This window comes from Streptomyces sp. NPDC050842 (genome assembly GCF_044456565.1).
GTDB lineage: Bacteria > Actinomycetota > Actinomycetes > Streptomycetales > Streptomycetaceae > Streptomyces.
This window is the reverse complement of record NZ_JBITGA010000011.1, coordinates 93,656-110,904: the sequence shown is the minus strand read 5'-3', so window position 1 is coordinate 110,904 and position 17,249 is coordinate 93,656. Positions and strand designations below refer to the sequence as shown.

The following is a 17,249-nucleotide window of genomic DNA, read 5'->3' as shown; positions in this document are numbered from 1 at the left end:
ACGCCGACTTCGCCGCCCTCCAGCAGCGCGACCGCAGCCCCCGCATAGTCACTCAGCGCTACATGACGGGTGGCGGCAGCTATACGAGAACACGGCCACGTCCATGTGGCCGCGTCGCGGTGGAAGTTGGCCGGTGCGGTGGCCATCGAGGCGGTACGTGGGGTGGGGTTCCGGCTGATCGTCAGCTACGTCGCGCTCGTCGGCGTCGCGCTCGCCGCCTTCACGGTGCCGGTCGCCTTCACGCTGACCGCCCAACTCCGCGGCGACACCGAGGAGTCCGTACGGCGCGAGGCGACCACGATGGCGCTGCTGCTCGGTGACGGCGACGAACCCGCCCGGCAGGGGCTCGCCCGGATGGCGGGGGCGTACGCGGACGAGACACCGGGGACGGTGGAGGTGGTGGCGGCCGACGGCAGGAACGCGGTGCCGCCGCTGCCCCTTCCCGCGCGACCGGACGACCCGGCGATCGGCGAGGCCCTGCGGCGCGGGGGGCCGACGGGGTAGGAGGAGCGGAGCGTGGGCGCCGTGCGCATCCGGTACGCGACCGCCGACCTGACGGACCGGCTGTGGCGGATCTGGGGCTTCCGGGCGATCCTCGCGGTCGGCGTGCTCGCGGTCGCGGCCGGGCTCGGCGCCGTCGTGGCCCGGCTGCTGACCAAACCGCTGCGCCAGCTCGACGACATGGCCAATCGGCTCGGGGACGGTGATGTGACAGCCCGCTCGCCGGTCACGGGACCGCGGGAGACGCGGACCCTGGCCCGGACGCTCAACCAGGGCGCCGAGCGTCTCGACACGCTCGTTGCCTCGCAGCGCATCTTCGTCGCGGACGCCTCGCACCAGCTGCGCACCCCGCTGACCGCGCTGCGGCTCGCGCTCGACAACATCGCGGACGGGGTCGACGACGAGTTCGTCCGGGAGGACGTCGACCAGGCGACCGCCGAGGTGGTCCGGATGAGCCACCAGGTCCTTTACAACGTCCTCTCCAACGCCCTGGAGGTCTCATCGGACCGGGGGACGATCACCGTACGGGTGGAGACGTGCGGCCCGGAGGAAGCGGTCCTGGAGGTCCTCGACCAGGGCCCCGGCATGTCCGCAGCCGAACAGGCCCGCGCCTTCGACCGGTTCTGGCGCGGCCAGGGCCTGACCGGCCGTACGGGCTCCGGTCTCGGCCTGGCCATCGTCAAGCAGCCGGTGACGGACGACGGCGGCTGGGTCGCCCTGCGGGACGCGCCCGGCGGCGGCCTGTGCGTACGGATCGGCCCGCGGACGGCGGCCGTGGCACCCCGGCGGATCAGCCCTCGGCCGGGAGCACCGAGGAGTGGTGGTTGACGATCAGCCACCGGCCGTCGCGCTTCTCGTACTGGTACGTGTAGCGGGCGTCGACGGCCTTGGTGACGCCGGTCTTCGGGTCGGTGAGGTGGAAGCGGTAGAGACCGGCGTCGAGCGCCGAGTTCCGGTCGAGGACGTGTATCACCGAGCGGAGCTTCTCGCCGCGCGGCTTCTTCTGAAGGAAGTGCGCGAAGTAGTCGGCTATCTCCGCGTGGTCGGTACGGATCCGGGGAGAGGCGGTCGGCAGCAGGACGGCGTCCTCGGCGTACCGGGCGGTGACCTTCTTCGGGTCGCCGGTCAGCAGCGCCGCGTTCCACTGGTCGAAGAGCGCGGCGATCTCCCGCTCGCCGGCGCGGTCGTGCTGTCGGCCGTCCTTCTCCCCGGCCACCCCGACCCCGGCGGCGAAGGTGCCGAGTGCCGCCACGGCGAGCGAGGCGGCAAGGGCGGCACGGATACGGGACTTGGGCGTCATCGGGGCTCCTGCGGCGAGTGGACGTCTCCCGAACGCTGACCGGTTCGGGTGTTGCCACTCTGGCGGCGGACGGTTCAACGCCCGTCCAGGGGACGGCAAAAGCCCGGACAAGACTCGGGAAAGGGCCGCGCCACCGCCCGCAGGGAGAGGTCCGTCAGGCGTGGACCACCGGCTTGCCGCTGAGCCCGACGCCCGCCGCGCGCAGTTCGTCGAGGGCGACGCCGGTGGTGTCGGCAGCGACGCCGGCCGTGTAGTCGAGCAGGACGTGCACGTCGAAGCCGGCCCGGACGCCGTCCAGCGCGGTGGCCTTCACACAGTGGTCCGTGGCGATCCCGACGACGTCGACGCCGCCGACCTCACGGGCGCGCAGCCACTCGCCGAGGGGCGTGCCGTTCTCGGTCGCGCCTTCGAAACCGCTCTTCGAGGCGGAGTGAGCGCCCTTGAAGAAGACCTCGTCCACGGCCCCGGAGGTCACGACGGGTTCGAAGTCCGGGTGGAACTCGCCCCCTTCGGTGCCGACGACGCAGTGCACCGGGAACGAGTTCTCGAAGTCCGGCTCGTCCGAGAAGTGGCCGCCGGGGTCGACGTGGTGGTCCCGGGTCGCGACGACGTGCGCGTACCGGCCGTCGGCACCCCGGATCAGATCGGCGATGGCGACGGCCCGGTCGGCCCCGCCCTTCACGGGGACGTTGCCGCCCTCGCAGAAGTCCTTCTGTACATCGACGACGATCAGGGCACGGCGCACGGTAGCGGCCTTTCCTCAGGGGGTGGAGGTGTTCCTCGCATCGTCGCGTCTCCGGATCCCGATGAGTGCGGTACGCGCCCGCCGTTCACCCGATAGGGATCATGGAACGGGACCGACCCCGAGCCGGCGGGGGTGTCAGTCGGAGCCCCGCCGGCTCGGCGTCGGCGTCACCGCACCAGCCTGGCCCCCGCCCAGTCGGCGTGGTCGCTGTTGATGCCGTCGCCGGCGTCCGTGACCTTCAGGACGAGTGAATTGACGCCCGTGATGTCGATGTCGAGGGACTGGGTGGCGCTGGTCGGGGTCATGGCTGTGGGGCTTTGGTAGAGCTTGGTGCCGTCGCCCCAGACTTCGAAGATGACGGTGGAGTTGGCGCTGACCTCGTCGTCGACGCCGATGTCGGATTGGAAGCGTGTGTGGGTGCTGTCGAGGGTGTAGGTGATGGCCCCGTTGGCGTGGGTGCCGATGCCCTTGGCGTAGGTGGTGCCGTTCAGCTTGATGGCGTTGCCGTCGACGCTCCTGTCCTTGCGGACGGTGCCGAAGTCGCTTCTGGCGTCGCTCCAGGCGAGATCGCTGAGATGAGCCGTCTGTCCGTTCCCGTCGGCCGCGGTGGTGACGGAGACGGGGTTGCCGGCCGCGGAAACGTTGTCAGCGGCGTCGATGGCCTTCACCGTGAACGTGTACGGCGTCGAGGCCGACAGTCCCGTGGCGGTGAAGCTCGTCCCCGTCGTCGTGCCGACGAGGGTGCCCCCGCGGTAGATCCGGTAGCCGGTCACGCCGACGTCGTCGGTCGACGCCGTCCACGTCAGGTCCACGCTGCTCGACGTCACGTTGCCTGTCGTGAGGCCGGTCGGCGCGGTGGGGGGCGTCGTGTCGCCACCCGCGGGCCCGGTCGTCGCCGTCACGGACGCGCCGGCGGCCACCGGTACGGTCACGTAGGACACGGTCTTGCCGTACAGCGACCTGGTCTGCGGCGTCCGCGCCGTGCCGTTCACGGTGATCGTGGCGGGCGTGCCGTAGAACTGGGCCTCCCAGGCGATGGTGCCGCCCGAGTTGTTGGTCAGGGTGGAACCCGTCGTACCGGTGTGCTTGAGCTTCAGGTCGCTGTCGCCGACCTTGAGATGGTCGATCTCCACCCACGGCGTCTCGGAGGTCAACCGCGAGACGGTGGCCACCTTGTCGTTCGGGGCGTCCGGCTGCACGCCCATCATGCCGTCGACGACACTGCCGACCGCGAGGAACGAGACCTCCGGGTAGCTGTTCTTGCCGGTCATGAGCTTCTTGAGCCACGCCCAGCCCTCCGAGGACCGGTTGTACTGGTAGTACATCTCCGGCAGGTAGGAGGTCGCCTCGACGTTCAGGTCGTCGTCGTTGGCGGCGATGAAGTCCAGGTAGCCGCCGGTCCTGGGGCCGTGGTCGCCCAGCCCCGTGAGCATCATCAGGAAGCTGGCCTCGTGCCCCCAGCTGCTGTAGCCCGTGCCCGCGGCGTCCTTGCCACGGATGTACCGGTTGTTCGCCGCGTCCCACCAGTTCGCCTCGAAGTGGGCGCGCACCCGCTGCGCACGGTTCGTCCACTTCGTACTGCCGGCGTTGTCCCCCTTCGCCTTCAGGATCTCCGCGTACGCCACCATCGACTGGTACTGGTACCCGAGCGAGTCCGCCGCGGAGACCAGGTTCTCGTTGGGGAACTCGAAGTACGTCGCCGTGTACTCTCCGGGCTGCTTCCGCGGGACCGGCTGCTCGGCGGACGGGTTCGCATCGTTCCACCGCACCTCGTGGCCGTCCAGGAACGAACCCATGGTGGAGTCGTAGTACGCGGAAAGGGTCGGATCGTTGATCCAGTCCGTGTTGCCCGTCCACTGGTACTGCTTGTACGCCTTGGCCATCAGGTTGAACGGCGACGGCAGTTCACGGAATCCGGTGCCGTCGATGTAGTACATGGCCCCGTACGAGCTGTGCGCCCACAGCGGCCAGCCGTTCTGGCCCGGATCGTCGGCGTCCCCGGCGAACGTCCGCACCATGCTGAACGTCTCGGCATCCAGGCCGAGCGCGTGCGCACCGTCCGACTGGTGGGAGATGTCCCGGTTGTAGAAGGCCTCCCGGTTGGTGTAGCTGCCCCAGTAGCCAGGTACCACCGTCTGGTGCGTGGCGTTCTTGAGGCGCCACCACTCGGGTTCGTGTCCCATCATGGGATTCCCCGGGTGGAACGTCATGGCCAGGGCCCGGTTCTTGCCCCAGGTGAAGCCGTCGTTCAGCGTCGGGTTCGGCGAGTCGAGCGTCAGCGTGCTGGTCGGCGGCCCGACGTGTTCCTGGATCGTGATCTTGTCGACGCGCGGCACCTCGCCGGCGGACGTGGCCGTCAGCTCGATGGTGTCACCGGGCTTGAGCGCGACCTTGTTCGACGTTCGGGTGTCGATGTTCATCGGGTCGGTGTGGTCACGGCCGTAGCGCTGGGTCGTCGCCCAGGAATCCACGGGCGTGGAGTTCACGGAGATCTTGTACGTCACCCCGCTCGCGGTCTTGCCGTTGTAGCGCGTGATGAGGTCGTACGTGCCGGCGGGGCCGTCGAAGGTCGTGCGGGCGGTGCTGGTCTGGCCCGACGTGCCCCGGGCGTACGTCACGTTGTCGACCGACGTGCCGTTCCAGGTGTGGTTCACGGTGTCGGTCCCGAAGTTGGTCAGCGACATGGTCTCGACTTCGACCACGTAGGGACCCGTCGTCGCTGCCGCCGTCGCGGGAACGACGGGTAAGGCCATCGCGGTGCCGGTCGAAACGAGTACGGCAGACAGTGCACAGGCAAGACGGCGCATGTGCGAACGATCCTTTCGCGTGGGGGTGTTCCTCGTACGGAGGACGGCCGGCCCGGAGTGCGGCCGGACAGTGCGGGGCGACGTCGGAGCGCTGTCATCCGAGCCGTGCCCGCCATGGCTCAGCCCTGCCTGCCGCTGCGGCTTCGACGCAGGCGTGTGGAGAGCATGGGGGAGGGGTGCGCGGGGCTCCTTTCCTCGCACACTGTGTTGGAAGTGGTTGGTCTGTGTTGCCTATTGAGTGCTTCGCCGGGAAGTGGTGTCAAGGGGTGTGCGGAGTTCGATCACGTCGACTTGCGGCATCGGTCTGACGTTGAGTCGGAAAGTTTTCATTGGTGTGTTGCATGTCGTGGCATGCGTGAGTAGCGTCCTGGCCCGCAGGACGCAGCGGTGAACGCGTGAGGAGAAGCTCTCTCAGGTCCGGGCGGGGCCGCCGACGATGCCTCGGATGACGCCGAGGGCAAGGAGGTCCTGCGGGCGCAGACGCAGCAGGTCGGCGGTGGTCGAGGCTTCCTCGGCTGTCCGCTTGAGGATGGCCGCGGCCAGCTCCGGGGCGATGACGGAGAAGTAGCTGTCCGGGGTGGCCCAGGTGCGGTCCGGGGCGGCGAGGGCGAGGGCGCCGCCCGAACCGCCTTCCCCGACGAGGAGCGAGGTCAGCGGGACCCGGGCGGTGGCGACGGCCTCGAAGAGGGCGGCGATCGCCGGGCCCGCTCCGTCCCGCTCGGCCTCGGGGTCGTTGGCGGCGCCGGGGGTGTCGACGAGGGTGAGGACCGGGATCCCGAGGCGGTCGGCGAGGTGGACGAGCCGGGTCGCGGTACGGAAGCCGGCGGGCCGGGTGGCGGTGCCGCACTGGGCCGCGTAGGCGACGGTGCGGCCGTCCGGCAACTGTCCGAAGCCGCAGAGCATGCCGGGGTCCGTGCCTCCGCAGCGGTCGCCGGAGATCTCGGCGCGCCGCGTGAAGTGGGCGTCGAGGTAGGCGGGCGCCCGCGGCCTGTCGGGGTGCCGGGCGCGGGCCACGGCCTCGCGGCCCGACGCGGCAGGTGACATGGCGCCGGTGCCCAGGGCGTACGGGGGAGCGACCGGGCCCTCGGCGGGGTGCGTGAGGAGCGTGAGCCAGCGGCCGAGCGCGGCCCGCAGCTCCCCGGGCGGTACGACGGCGTCGACGTGGCCGTGCGCGAGCTGGGCCTCCGCCGTGTAGGCGGCGGGGTCGGCGTCCTGCGGGCGTACCCGCGAGCCCGCGAAGCCGACCTGGGCGCCCGGCAGGGCGAGGACGACATCGGAGCCCGCCCCGAGAGTGGCCCAGCCGCCGCCGGTCGTCGGGTCCCGCAGGACCGCGATCTGCGCCAGCCCGGCGGCTCGCGTGAGCGCCGACTCGCGGGCCAGCACCTGGAGTTGGAGGAGCGCCCGCATGCCCTCGTGCATCCGGCTCCCGCCGGTGGCCGGAAGGACGACCACGGGCAGCCGCCGGGCCCGGGCGAGCCGGTGCGCGGCGGAGGCCCGGGCGCCGGTCCGCTCGCCGATGGAGCCGCCGAGGAAGCGGAAGTCGAAGGAGAGCAGCACCACGTGCACGCCGCCGATCGTGCCCGTACCGCAGATCACCGACTCGGTCTCACCGGAACGGGCCGCGGCGCGGCCGTGCGCGGCGGAGTAGCCGGGCCAGCCGATCGGCCCGTCCCCGACCAAAGGCCCCTCGGAGAACGGGAGTTCGGTGAAGTCGTCGGTGACGAGCGCGAGCGCCTCGCGTGCCGTCATCGGGTCGGTCATGCGCGCCTCGCCGCTCGTCGCCGGGTCCGTCCGTACGGGTGGGTCGGTGGTGCGCCTCCACCGTACCGTCGGTCGGTGGAGGCGCGACGGAGCCGCCCGTACGGACAGGTCAGACGCCGGGCCGTGGCTCCGGCGCGGGTCCGGCCGCCGCGCGGGCCGCCTCTTCGGCGGGTGCCGCTTCATCGGCCGCCGCTTCGGTGGGCGCCGCCGGCCCGCTCCCGGTCGCCCCCTGCTCCCGGCGTCGCCCGCGGCGCCAGGGCCGGCGCCGGGGCCGGTCGGGCAGCCAGCCGAAGGCGAGCGAGCTGCCGACGAGCCCCAGCATCATGCCGAGGAAGAACCCGCCCAGGTTGGAGGTCACCCAGCTCCCCAGGGACGCCAGGACGCCGACGACCGAGTAGAAGAGCCGCTGGCGCGGGTTGAGGACGACGAGCACTCCGCAGATCACCATGAGGACGGGCAGGACGTAGCCCACCAGGCTGTCCGCCCCCGCCGTGAGGATCACGGTGATGCTCGCCCGCTGGGTCAGCAGGATCTCCGCGCCGCCCAGGGCGAGCGTGAGACCGGCGCCGAACGGGCGGCGGTACCGCCAGAGCCGGAAGGCCCGCCAGGGATGGCGGGGGCGGCGGCCGGACGCCACGCTCAGCAGCCCTTCGAGCTGAAGCGCATGTGCAGGTCGGGCAGGGTGAACCGGACGGCGGTCGTGGCGTAGTTGGTCTGCCGCACGTCCTTGATGCGGACGGTGTCGGCCTGCTGGCCGAACACGCCCAACGGCCCCTTGACCGGGGGCTTGTCGAAGGTGCTCGCGTCGCCGCCGATCTCGATATTGTCGAAGTCGGCGACCTTGCCGGACATGTCCGTGGAGTCGGTGGTGAGCCCCGACGCCTTGACCGGGGTGCCCTTGGCGCCCGCCGTGATGTGCAGGTAGGTGCCGCCGAGCTCCACGCTCTGGCAGAGGTTGGTGAGTTCGGCCTCGCGGATCGCGGTGACGATGACCAGGATCTGGCCCCCGGTGTCGCCGGCGTTCGGGCTGCCCTCGGGCATGTTGTCGAGGCCGCCGAACTGGCCGAAGCCCCGGCCCTCCAGGCTGTCGGCGGTCACCGTGAACGGCATGCCGGAGATGGCGAACTGGGCGGCGAGTGCTCCCTGCGCGGTCAGCACCACGAGGGCGGCCGCGGCGACCAGGGCGGGCCCGCCCATCAGGGCCGCGCGGCGGAACCGGACCCGGCCGCGTCTGCCGGATCCGTCGTCGGGTAACGAGGTGTGCGCGATGTCCCGGGTGTTTTCGGACATGGCCATGAGGCGCTCCTGACATGGGTGAGGAAACAGACCTGCGCGGCGGTGTCCTGGCGCGGACCGTTCCCCGAGCTGCCCGGGTCTTCCTCGCGTGGTGCGGAGGCAGACGTGCCGCAGGGAACCTTCCCGGGACCGTAAGGCTTGCGGTTACCCCGGGTCAACCAGCGTGCATGTGCTGCTTGTCGGCCCTCTGGCGATCGATCATTCAGGGGTGAACGGGACCACCACGACGTGCACGAGGGTGTCGAGGAGAAGGGGGAGATCGGTGAACCGTCCCTCGTCGACCGCGCGATGGACCGCCGCGTGGACGGCGCCCACCACGATGTCCACCAGCTCGCCCCGCGCCACCCACGGCGGACCCGCCGGCGCGTCCGCGAAGAACCGTCGAAAACTGGCCAGAAGTTCCGCGCGGGCCCTGCGCCCCGCGGGCCCCACCGACTCGATCTCGACCACCATCGTGGCGAAGGCCGGGGTCTGGGTGAGCAGCGTCAGGAGCACCCGCAGCCCGGCCCGCACGGAGGCCGGCCAGTCCGCCGCGCCGCCCGCCTCGTCGTACGCCCGCTGCATGGCGCGCACCACCTGCTGCGTACCGCCCCGGTAGGCGGCGATGACGGCGTCCTCCTTGCCGGAGAACAGCTCGTAGAAGACCGGTCGGGTCACCCCGGCCTCCCGGCAGATGTCGCTGATCCGCGCCCCGGCGTAGCCGTTCTCCGCGACCGTACGGGCGACTCCGTCGAGCAGCCGCTCGCGCTGTCGGGAGGCCACCTGCTCGGGGCTCAGCCGACGCGGCCCGGGGCGCAGGGAACGCCCCGGTTCACGGCCCGAGCGGGCCCCCGGCAGGACGAGCCCCTCCTCGGCCTCGCGGGCACTCGTCATCGGCCACATCCTTCCGGGCTTGTTGACGTCACATACTCGGCAGGATTACAACCCTCGTGGGTTTTCCTCTCGGTGCGCCGAGTGTCATCGGGTGTTCTCACGTGTCCGGTGGAGCCGATCCCCGAGGGACGGGGCACGTCCTCACCGCACACCGCACCGAGTATCACGCTCCCGCACCTCCCCAGCACCCCTCTCCAACACCTTCTCCAGCACCCCGCTCCAGAACACCGCTGTCGGACATCATCCGTGGCGCCGGACCGTTCCGGCAGCGGTCGCACCTCGCTCCGTACGCACCGACTCCCCACCCCCCATCCGTACGGAAGGAAGCACCCCCATGCGCAAGCACGCTCTCCTGGCCGCCGTCGGCCTCGCCGTCTCCGCCACGCTCGCCGCGACCACCCAGGCCGGCGCCGTCGGCACCGCCGTCGGCAACGTCCTCACCACCGGTTCCGCCACCGGCCCCGCCGTCGCGGTCGGCGACGTCCTCTCCGCCTCGCTCCCCACCGGCACCAAGGCACGGATCGCCACCACGCAGGGCGGCAGCACGGGCATCACCTGCAACACGTCCGCGTTCACCGCCACGGTCACCGGCAACCCCGCCGCGCCCGGCACCGCCACCGAGACCGCCACGGCCCACACGCTCAGCAGCTGCACCACCAACATCATCGGCGCGACGGGCGTCCAGAGCATCACCGTCAACAACCTGCCGTACGGCACGGCCGTCGTCTCCGGCGGGGCGCTCACCGTCACGGCGGGCGCCGCGGGCCCGATCCAGACCACCCTGAAGATCAACAGCATCCTCGGCCTGATGACCTGCGTCTACCGCGCCGGAAGCCTCACCGCCACGCCCTCCAACACCGACAACTCGCTCACCTTCACCGACCAGCTGTTCACCAAGGCGAGCGGCCCCGGAACCTGTCCGGCCAACGGCTACTTCTCGGCGAAGTACGGCCCCGTCCTGGACACCAGCCAGGCCGGCAGCCCCGCCGTCTTCGTGAACTGACCCCGATCCCGATCCCGATCGCTCGATCCCGATCGTCCGATCCGGGTCGGAGCCCCGCCCCCTCCCCGTACGAGGAGGGGGCGGGGCTCACGCGAAGATGCCGCTCCCGTGCGGGGCGTACAGGTCCAGGAGACGGACCCGGGTCACGTTCAGGCGATGGGCCAGGATGGCCCCCACCCAGAACATGACCGAGGCGCCGAACTCCGTGTCCGAGCGGCACATCGACCGGACGGCCGTGGCGTCGAACTCGTACGCCCGCACCGGCGTCATCGCCTCCGCCCCCGACTGGCACAGATACGGAGGGAACATCCAGGAGAGGCCGACGAGCTCGCCGTGGCGCAGGGTCTCGATCACCGGCGACCCGCGGCCCGGCACCTTGGCGTCCAGCGTCACCGCTCCCGTCTTCACGATCCAGAACCGGTCGGCGAGCTGCTGCTCCTCGAACAGCCGATGACCGGAATCGAAGTACACGTCCTCGGCGAAGGCCATCAGCCGCTCCCGGTGCTCCGACGGCAACGTGCTGACCTTGGGCGCGGTTCTGGTCATGGCGGACCCTCCTCGGACGCTCGGCTCCCACCCTCAGTGTCCGCCAGCCCGCCCGGGCGCGCGTGCGGGGCCACCACCGCGCACGTAGCGTGGCCGCGGGGAGACGGGGCGGGACAGGGGCGGGATCCATTCCTCGCACAGATCGGTCCGGAAACCCATGGCAGACAAGCCCACGATCGTCCTCGTCCACGGCTTCTGGGGCGGCGCCGCCCACTGGGCGAACGTCATCGTCGAGCTGAACAAGCGCGGCTACGACAAGATCCGCGCCGTCGAGAACCCCCTCACCTCGCTCGCCGACGACGCCGAACGCACCCGCAAGATGGTCGAGCAGGTGGACGGACCCGTCGTCCTCGTCGGCCACTCCTACGGCGGCGCCGTCATCACCGAGGCCGGTGACCTGCCGAACGTGAAGGCCCTCGTCTACATCGCCGCCTTCGCGCCCGACGCCGGCGAGAGCCCCGGCCAGATCAGCCAGGAACACCCGCCGGCCGCCTTCGAGAACATCGCCCCCGACTCCGACGGCTACCTCTGGGTCAAGCAGGACAAGTTCCATGAGAGCTTCGCCCAGGACCTCGCCCCCGACGAGGCCCTCGTCATGGCCGTCACCCAGAAGGCTCCGCCGGCGTCCACCTTCGGCGACACGGTCACCGCCCCGGCCTGGCGCGTCAAGCCGTGCTGGTACCAGGTGTCGACCCAGGACCGCATGATCCACCCCGATAACGAGCGCCGGATGGCCCAGCGCATGGAGCCGCGCGAGACCATCGAGCTCGACGCGAGCCACGCCTCCCTCGCCTCCCGGCCGGCCGAGGTCTGCGACCTGATCGAGCACGCCGTACGCGAGACGACCGGCTGATCTTCCGTCCGCCCCCGCCCGGCGTGCGCGGGCCCGGCGGAGGGCGGAGCATGAACGTGAGGAGGGACCGGCAAACGGGGGCGTGACCCTTGGAGGGTGCCATGCCCGTCCCGGAAGGCGGCGACGCGCTCGTCGTGCTGCGCGCGGTGGACAAACACTTCGGCGCCCTGCACGTCCTCCAGTCCATCGACATGACGGTCCACCGCGGTGAGGTCGTCGTCGTCATCGGACCGTCGGGCGGGGGAAAGTCGACGCTCTGCCGGGCGATCAACCGCCTGGAGACCATCGACGCGGGCGAGATCGTGATCGACGGCCGTCCGCTCCCGGCCGAGGGCCGCGAGCTGGCGGCCCTGCGGGCCGACGTCGGCATGGTATTCCAGTCCTTCAACCTCTTCGCGCACAAGACGGTGCTCGACAACGTCACCCTGGGCCAGATCAAGGTCCGCAAGAAGGACCGGAAGGCCGCCGAGCAGCGGGCCCGCGCGCTGCTCGACCGGGTCGGGGTCGCCGAACAGGCGGACAAGTACCCGGCGCAGCTCTCCGGCGGTCAGCAGCAGCGCGTGGCGATCGCCCGCGCCCTCGCCATGGATCCGAAGGTGATGCTCTTCGACGAGCCGACCTCCGCGCTCGACCCCGAGATGATCAACGAGGTTCTGGAGGTCATGCAGCAACTCGCCCGGGACGGCATGACGATGGTGGTCGTCACCCACGAGATGGGCTTCGCCCGCTCCGCCGCCAACCGCGTCGTCTTCATGGCCGACGGACGGATCGTCGAGGAGACGACCCCGGACGAGTTCTTCAACAATCCGCGCAGCGACCGGGCCAAGGACTTCCTGTCCAAGATCCTCCACCACTGAGCCCCGGACGTCGCCCGATCAGCAGCCCCCAGGGGTGATCCACATGAACGCGCACAGCACCGGCAGGGCCACCGTGGCCGTCGCCGCGGCCGTCGTCCTCTCCTTCACCTCCGCCGGACTCGCGTCCGGCGCCGCAGGAGACGTGTCCCGCGACCACGGTGGCGACCAGATCACCGTCGGCATCAAGTACGACCAGCCCGGCGTCGGCCTGAAGACCCCGGACGGCACCTATACGGGCTTCGACGTCGATGTGGCGACGTACATCGCCAAGGAGCTCGGCCACGAGCCGTCCGACATCGTGTGGAAGGAGGCCAAGAGCGCCGACCGGGAGACGCTGCTCCAGCGCGGTGACGTGGACTTCATCGCGGCCTCGTACTCGATCAACGACGAGCGGGCCGAGAAGGTCGACTTCGCCGGGCCGTACCTCCTGGCCCACCAGGACGTCCTGATCCGGGCCGACGACGACTCGATCAAGCAGCCGTCCGACCTGAACAACAAGAAGCTGTGCTCGGTCACCGGCTCGACCTCCGCACAGAACGTCAAGGACAAGATCGCCCCCGATGCCCAGCTCCAGGAGTACGGCGGCTACTCCGAGTGCCTGACCGGCCTGGAGAACGGGGTCATCGACGCCGTCACCACCGACGACTCGATCCTCGCCGGGTACGCCTCGCAGGCCGAGTTCAAGGACAAGTTCAAGCTCGGCGGCTTCAAGATGAGCAACGAGAACTACGGCATCGGCGTGCAGAAGGGCAGCGACCTCAAGGCCAAGATCAACACCGCGCTGGAGAAGATGGTCGCCGACGGCGCCTGGGACGCCGCGGTGGAGAAGAACTTCGGCCCCGCCGGCTACCAGAACGAACCCGCCCCGAAGATCGGCGTCATCGTGAAGTGAGCAGGCCGTCGTGTTCGACTTCCTCCAGGGGTACGACCTGCTCGGAGCCTTCTGGGTGACGGTGCAGCTCACCGTCTACTCCGCGATCGGCTCCCTGATCTGGGGGACGCTGCTGGCCGCCATGCGCGTCAGCCCCGTCCCCCTGATGCGGGGCTTCGGCACCGTCTACGTCAACATCGTCCGCAACATCCCCCTCACCGTCATCATCGTCTTCACTTCGCTCGGCCTCTTCCAGACCCTCGGCGTGAGCCTGGGCGCCGACCGGTTCACCACGATCAACTTCCGGCTCGCCGTCCTCGGGCTCATCGCCTACACGAGCGCCTTCGTCTGTGAGGCGGTCCGTTCCGGCATCAACACCGTTCCCCTCGGTCAGGTCGAGGCTGCCCGCGCCATCGGGCTCAGCTTCCCGCAGGTGCTGCGCATCATCGTGCTCCCGCAGGCCTTCCGCTCCGTCGTCGGCCCGCTCGCGAACGTCCTGATCGCCCTCACCAAGAACACCACCGTGGCCGCCGCGATCGGCGTCGCCGAGGCGGCCCTGCTGATGCGAGAGATGATCGAGAACGAGGCCCAGCTCATCCTCATCTCCGCGATCTTCGCGTTCGGGTTCATCTGTCTCACCCTGCCCACCGGCCTGTTCCTCGGCTGGGTGGCCAAGAAGGTGGCGGTGAAACGGTGAAGGACAAGCCGACGGTCCTCTACGACGTCCCCGGGCCGCGCGCCCGGCGGCGCAACCTCCTCTGGACGCTGCTGTTCCTGATCGCGCTCGCCGGCGTGGTCTGGTGGGTGATGGCGAGCCTCGCCGACAAGGGCCAGCTGGAATGGTCCAAGTGGGCACCCTTCTTCACCGACCCCCGCATCTGGGAGACGTACATCCTGCCCGCCCTCCAGAACACCGTGATCGCCGCCGCGCTCGCCATGGTGATCGCGCTGCCGCTCGGCGCGCTCCTCGGCATCTTCCGCCTCTCCGACCACCGCTGGGTGCGGGGCACGGCCGGCACCGTCGTCGAGTTCTTCCGGGCCATCCCCGTCCTCATCCTCATGCTCTTCGCCAACGCCGCCTACTCCGAGTTCACCGACATCAGCCCGGACACCCGCCCCCTGTACGCGGTCGTCACCGGCCTCGTCCTCTACAACGCGTCCGTCCTCGCCGAGGTCGTCCGCGCCGGCATCCTCGCCCTGCCGAGCGGGCAGACCGACGCGGCGAAGGCGATCGGCATGCGCAAGGGCCAGACCATGGCGTACGTGCTGCTCCCGCAGTCGGTCACCGCCATGCTGCCCGCGCTGGTCAGCCAGCTCGTCGTCATCGTCAAGGACACCGCGCTGGGCGGCGCGATGCTCGGCTTCTCCGAACTCCTCGCCTCCGTACGTCCGATGAGCGCGAACTACGGCGCCAACACCATCGCCTGCTTCACCGTCGTCGCCGTGATCTTCGTCATCCTCAACTTCGCGCTCACCACCTTCGCCTCCTGGCTCGAAGGCCGGCTGCGGCGCGGCAAGAAGTCCACGGGAGCGGTCGTCGGGGCCGACGCCGTGGAGGAACTGGCCACGCCGGGCGAGCACCTGGGCCCGAAGGACGGGACCAGATGACCGGGGCGCGGGGCGTGGGGCGCGTACGGGTCAGGTCGCGGGGAAGGCGAGCACCGCCACGGGGTCGGAGGTCGGCCGCGGTGAGCCCCCGGCCGGTTCGACGGTCACTCCCATCCCCGACGCCCCGTCCACGGGGCCGTCGAGGAGGGTCGCCTCGGCGCCGGCCCCCGGGTCCATGAGCCCCGCTGGCCGCATGGTGCCGTCGCCGTCGGCGTACCAGAGCTGGTAGACCTTGCCGGGAGGCGGAGGCGCCATGCCGGACGCCGCGAACACCGCCCGGTCGAGCGAGGCCGAGACGACGACCGTGCCCACGGCGCCCCCGTCCAGCCGGCCGGTGGAGATCCGCGCGTCCGGGGCGGCCAGGACCACGGCGACGGCGTCGTTCGCCGCCCGCGCCCGGTCCGCCTCCTGCCGGGCGTCCCCGGCGCTTTCGTACTGCCAGGCGGCGACCCCGCCGAACCCGACCGCCGTGGCGAGGCAGGCCGCCAGCGCCCAGCGCGTCCACCGGCGGACGCCGAGCCACCCGCGCGCCGTGGTGCGCACCGCCTGCCCGGTCGGCGGCGGCTCCTGGCGTACGGTCGCGATCCGCTCCATCACCCCGGCCCGCAGGGCGGCGGTCGGCGTCCCCGCGACGGCGAGACCGAGCCGGGCCACGGTTTCGGAGAACTCCTCGACCTCCAGGGCGCACGCAGCGCACCCGGCCAGGTGCAGCCGCACGGCCCCGCGCTCCTCGGGGTCCAGGGCGTCGAGCGCGTACGCACCGGTCAGCGTGTGCGGATCCGTGGCGTTCACGCGCCCACCCCCAGGCAGTCGCGGAGCCGGACGAGACCGTCGCGCATCCGCGCCTTGACGGTGCCCAGCGGCGCCGCGAGCAGTTCGGCGACCTCGCGGTAGCTGAGGCCGCGGTAGTAGGCCAGCGTCACCGACTGGCGTTGCAACTCCGTGAGGTTGCGCAGACAGCGCCGTACCTGCTCGCGCTCCAGCCGGCTCTCCACCTGCTCCACGACCTCGTCGTAGGCCGGTGTGTGGTCGAGGAGCGCCACCCGCTTCTCCCGGGCCGACGCCGCCTGCTCGGAGCGCACCCGGTCGACGGCCCTGCGGTGCGCGAGGGTCAGGACCCAGGTCATCACCGACCCGCGCGCGGGCTGGTAGCGGGCCGCGGTACGCCACACCTCGACCAGCACCTCCTGGGCGACCTCCTCCGACTGGGCGGGGTCCCGCAGCACGGTGCGCACGAGGCCCAGCACCGGCCCGGAGACGGCCTCGAAGACACCCGTGAAGGCCTGCTGGTCGCCGAGGGCCACCCGGCCCATCAGTTCGGGCAGGTCCGGAGCCGTGGACCGGGCCCTGCCGATCCGTACGTTCTCTGTCACCGGGGAGATCCTCCAGAAAGCACTCGGGTACGTGGAGGATTCGGAGCCGTCGGCCCGCCGGACGGGTCGATTCACGGGTCTTTCGTACGGCTCCGTGCCACCGAGGGGCGGTGGCGGTTCCTCATCACTCCTTCGGGCGAAAGAGCCGTCCGGACGCGGGCTCGCGCCGAATAACGGGCGTGGGACACACCGACCGGTGAGCCCCGAAGCCTCAGGAGCGATCATGAACAGCCAGACCTTCCGCCGTGCCACCGTCGCCGTGACCGCCGCCGTCCTGCTGCCGCTGGGCCTGACCGCCTGCTCGGCCGAGGCGAGCGGCGACGGAGCGGCGGCCCCCGCGGCGGCGCCCTCGCAGTCGACCCCGGCCACCGCGACGGCCGACGGTCCCTTCGGTCCCGGATGCGCCTCGGTGCCGGCGGAGGGCGCCGGGTCCTTCGACGGGATGGCGAAGGACCCGGTGGCCACGGCCGCCTCGAACAATCCGGAACTGTCCACGCTGGTCGCGGCGGTCAAGCAGGCCGGTCTTGTGGACACGCTCAACAACGCGGAGAACATCACGGTGTTCGCGCCGACCGACGCCGCCTTCGCCAAGATCCCGAAGGCCGACCTGGGCAAGGTCCTCGCCGACAAGGCGATGCTGACCGACATCCTCACGTACCACGTCGTGGGAGAGAAGCTGACCCCGAAGCAGCTGGAGAACGGCTCCTTCGAGACCCTCCAGAAGAGCACGCTGACCACCAAGGGCTCCGGCGAGTCCGTCACGGTCAACGACTCCGCGAAGGTGGTCTGCGGCAACGTCCCCACCGCCAACGCGACGGTCTACATCATCGACACGGTGCTGATGCCCGAGTAACG

Annotated in this window: 17 protein-coding genes and 2 pseudogenes; 9 read left to right on the top strand and 10 right to left on the bottom strand. The window is 70.9% G+C overall.

Annotation, left to right across the window (positions count from 1 at the left end; genetic code table 11):
• Nucleotides 1–99: 99 nt before the first annotated feature.
• Nucleotides 100–186: pseudogene (locus ACIBG6_RS31880) on the top strand (DNA-binding response regulator); the annotation flags it as partial.
• Nucleotides 163–1,329: pseudogene (locus ACIBG6_RS31875) on the top strand (ATP-binding protein). The pseudogenes ACIBG6_RS31880 and ACIBG6_RS31875, both read left to right, overlap by 24 nt.
• On the opposite strand, the gene ACIBG6_RS31870 reads toward ACIBG6_RS31875, so the two are convergent.
• The 7 genes from ACIBG6_RS31870 to ACIBG6_RS31840 all read right to left on the bottom strand — a co-directional run bounded on the left by ACIBG6_RS31870 (nt 1,292) and on the right by ACIBG6_RS31840 (nt 9,283).
• Entirely contained in the window at nt 1,292–1,801 is a 510-nt protein-coding gene (locus ACIBG6_RS31870) for an SgcJ/EcaC family oxidoreductase (protein WP_399226188.1), read from the bottom strand. The pseudogene ACIBG6_RS31875 and the gene ACIBG6_RS31870 sit on opposite strands and share 38 nt — an antisense overlap.
• Nucleotides 1,802–1,955: 154 nt before the next feature.
• Entirely contained in the window at nt 1,956–2,546 is a 591-nt protein-coding gene (locus ACIBG6_RS31865; protein ID WP_399226187.1) for an isochorismatase family protein, read from the bottom strand.
• Nucleotides 2,547–2,713: 167 nt separating this feature from the next.
• A complete protein-coding gene (locus ACIBG6_RS31860; protein ID WP_399226186.1) occupies nt 2,714–5,248 on the bottom strand; it encodes an NPCBM/NEW2 domain-containing protein in 2,535 nt (844 codons plus the stop codon).
• A gap of 516 nt (nt 5,249–5,764) precedes the next feature.
• Nucleotides 5,765–7,114 (bottom strand): carboxyl transferase domain-containing protein, encoded by a 1,350-nt coding sequence (locus tag ACIBG6_RS31855; protein WP_399226185.1) that lies wholly within the window; start codon nt 7,112–7,114, stop codon nt 5,765–5,767.
• 109 nt (nt 7,115–7,223) lie between these two features.
• Nucleotides 7,224–7,751, bottom strand: a complete 528-nt coding sequence (locus ACIBG6_RS31850) for a DUF6114 domain-containing protein (RefSeq protein WP_399226184.1) — start codon at nt 7,749–7,751, stop codon at nt 7,224–7,226.
• Between the two features lie 2 nt (nt 7,752–7,753).
• Nucleotides 7,754–8,410 carry a DUF6230 family protein gene (locus ACIBG6_RS31845; protein WP_399226183.1) on the bottom strand — a complete coding sequence of 219 codons (657 nt, stop codon included), beginning with the start codon at nt 8,408–8,410 and terminating at the stop codon, nt 7,754–7,756.
• Nucleotides 8,411–8,608: 198 nt separating this feature from the next.
• Nucleotides 8,609–9,283, bottom strand: a complete 675-nt coding sequence (locus ACIBG6_RS31840; RefSeq protein ID WP_399226182.1) for a TetR/AcrR family transcriptional regulator — start codon at nt 9,281–9,283, stop codon at nt 8,609–8,611.
• A 334-nt stretch (nt 9,284–9,617) separates the two neighbouring features.
• Between ACIBG6_RS31840 and ACIBG6_RS31835 the strand changes: the two genes are divergently transcribed.
• The gene (locus tag ACIBG6_RS31835) at nt 9,618–10,286 is read left to right on the top strand and encodes a Tat pathway signal sequence domain protein (protein ID WP_399226181.1); all 669 of its coding nucleotides are present in this window, start codon (nt 9,618–9,620) and stop codon (nt 10,284–10,286) included.
• Nucleotides 10,287–10,373: 87 nt separating this feature from the next.
• Here ACIBG6_RS31835 and ACIBG6_RS31830 read toward each other — a convergent pair whose 3' ends face one another.
• On the bottom strand, nt 10,374–10,832 hold the full coding sequence (locus ACIBG6_RS31830; protein WP_399226180.1) for a Crp/Fnr family transcriptional regulator: 459 nt from the start codon (nt 10,830–10,832) through the stop codon (nt 10,374–10,376).
• A gap of 157 nt (nt 10,833–10,989) precedes the next feature.
• Between ACIBG6_RS31830 and ACIBG6_RS31825 the strand changes: the two genes are divergently transcribed.
• The 5 genes from ACIBG6_RS31825 (at nt 10,990) to ACIBG6_RS31805 (ending at nt 15,021) form a co-directional block, all read left to right on the top strand.
• A complete protein-coding gene (locus tag ACIBG6_RS31825; protein WP_399226179.1) occupies nt 10,990–11,685 on the top strand; it encodes an alpha/beta hydrolase in 696 nt (231 codons plus the stop codon).
• Nucleotides 11,686–11,786: 101 nt separating this feature from the next.
• A complete protein-coding gene (locus ACIBG6_RS31820) occupies nt 11,787–12,542 on the top strand; it encodes an amino acid ABC transporter ATP-binding protein (protein ID WP_399226178.1) in 756 nt (251 codons plus the stop codon).
• Between the two features lie 43 nt (nt 12,543–12,585).
• Nucleotides 12,586–13,434 carry a glutamate ABC transporter substrate-binding protein gene (locus ACIBG6_RS31815; RefSeq protein WP_399226177.1) on the top strand — a complete coding sequence of 283 codons (849 nt, stop codon included), beginning with the start codon at nt 12,586–12,588 and terminating at the stop codon, nt 13,432–13,434.
• A gap of 10 nt (nt 13,435–13,444) precedes the next feature.
• Nucleotides 13,445–14,110 carry an amino acid ABC transporter permease gene (locus ACIBG6_RS31810; RefSeq protein WP_399226176.1) on the top strand — a complete coding sequence of 222 codons (666 nt, stop codon included), beginning with the start codon at nt 13,445–13,447 and terminating at the stop codon, nt 14,108–14,110.
• Nucleotides 14,107–15,021 carry an amino acid ABC transporter permease gene (locus ACIBG6_RS31805; protein ID WP_399226175.1) on the top strand — a complete coding sequence of 305 codons (915 nt, stop codon included), beginning with the start codon at nt 14,107–14,109 and terminating at the stop codon, nt 15,019–15,021. Before ACIBG6_RS31810 ends, ACIBG6_RS31805 begins: the two co-directional genes overlap by 4 nt.
• A gap of 30 nt (nt 15,022–15,051) precedes the next feature.
• Here the strand turns inward: ACIBG6_RS31805 and ACIBG6_RS31800 are convergent, their stop codons facing one another.
• Both ACIBG6_RS31800 and sigK read right to left on the bottom strand, forming a co-directional pair.
• The gene (locus tag ACIBG6_RS31800; RefSeq protein ID WP_399226174.1) at nt 15,052–15,813 is read right to left on the bottom strand and encodes an anti-sigma factor domain-containing protein; all 762 of its coding nucleotides are present in this window, start codon (nt 15,811–15,813) and stop codon (nt 15,052–15,054) included.
• Nucleotides 15,810–16,334: an ECF RNA polymerase sigma factor SigK gene (sigK, locus tag ACIBG6_RS31795; RefSeq protein WP_399226357.1), complete on the bottom strand. Its 525-nt coding sequence runs from the start codon at nt 16,332–16,334 to the stop codon at nt 15,810–15,812. Before sigK ends, ACIBG6_RS31800 begins: the two co-directional genes overlap by 4 nt.
• A gap of 283 nt (nt 16,335–16,617) precedes the next feature.
• On the opposite strand from sigK, the gene ACIBG6_RS31790 reads away from it, so the two are divergent.
• Nucleotides 16,618–17,247: a fasciclin domain-containing protein gene (locus tag ACIBG6_RS31790; protein ID WP_399226173.1), complete on the top strand. Its 630-nt coding sequence runs from the start codon at nt 16,618–16,620 to the stop codon at nt 17,245–17,247.
• Nucleotides 17,248–17,249 lie beyond the last annotated feature (2 nt).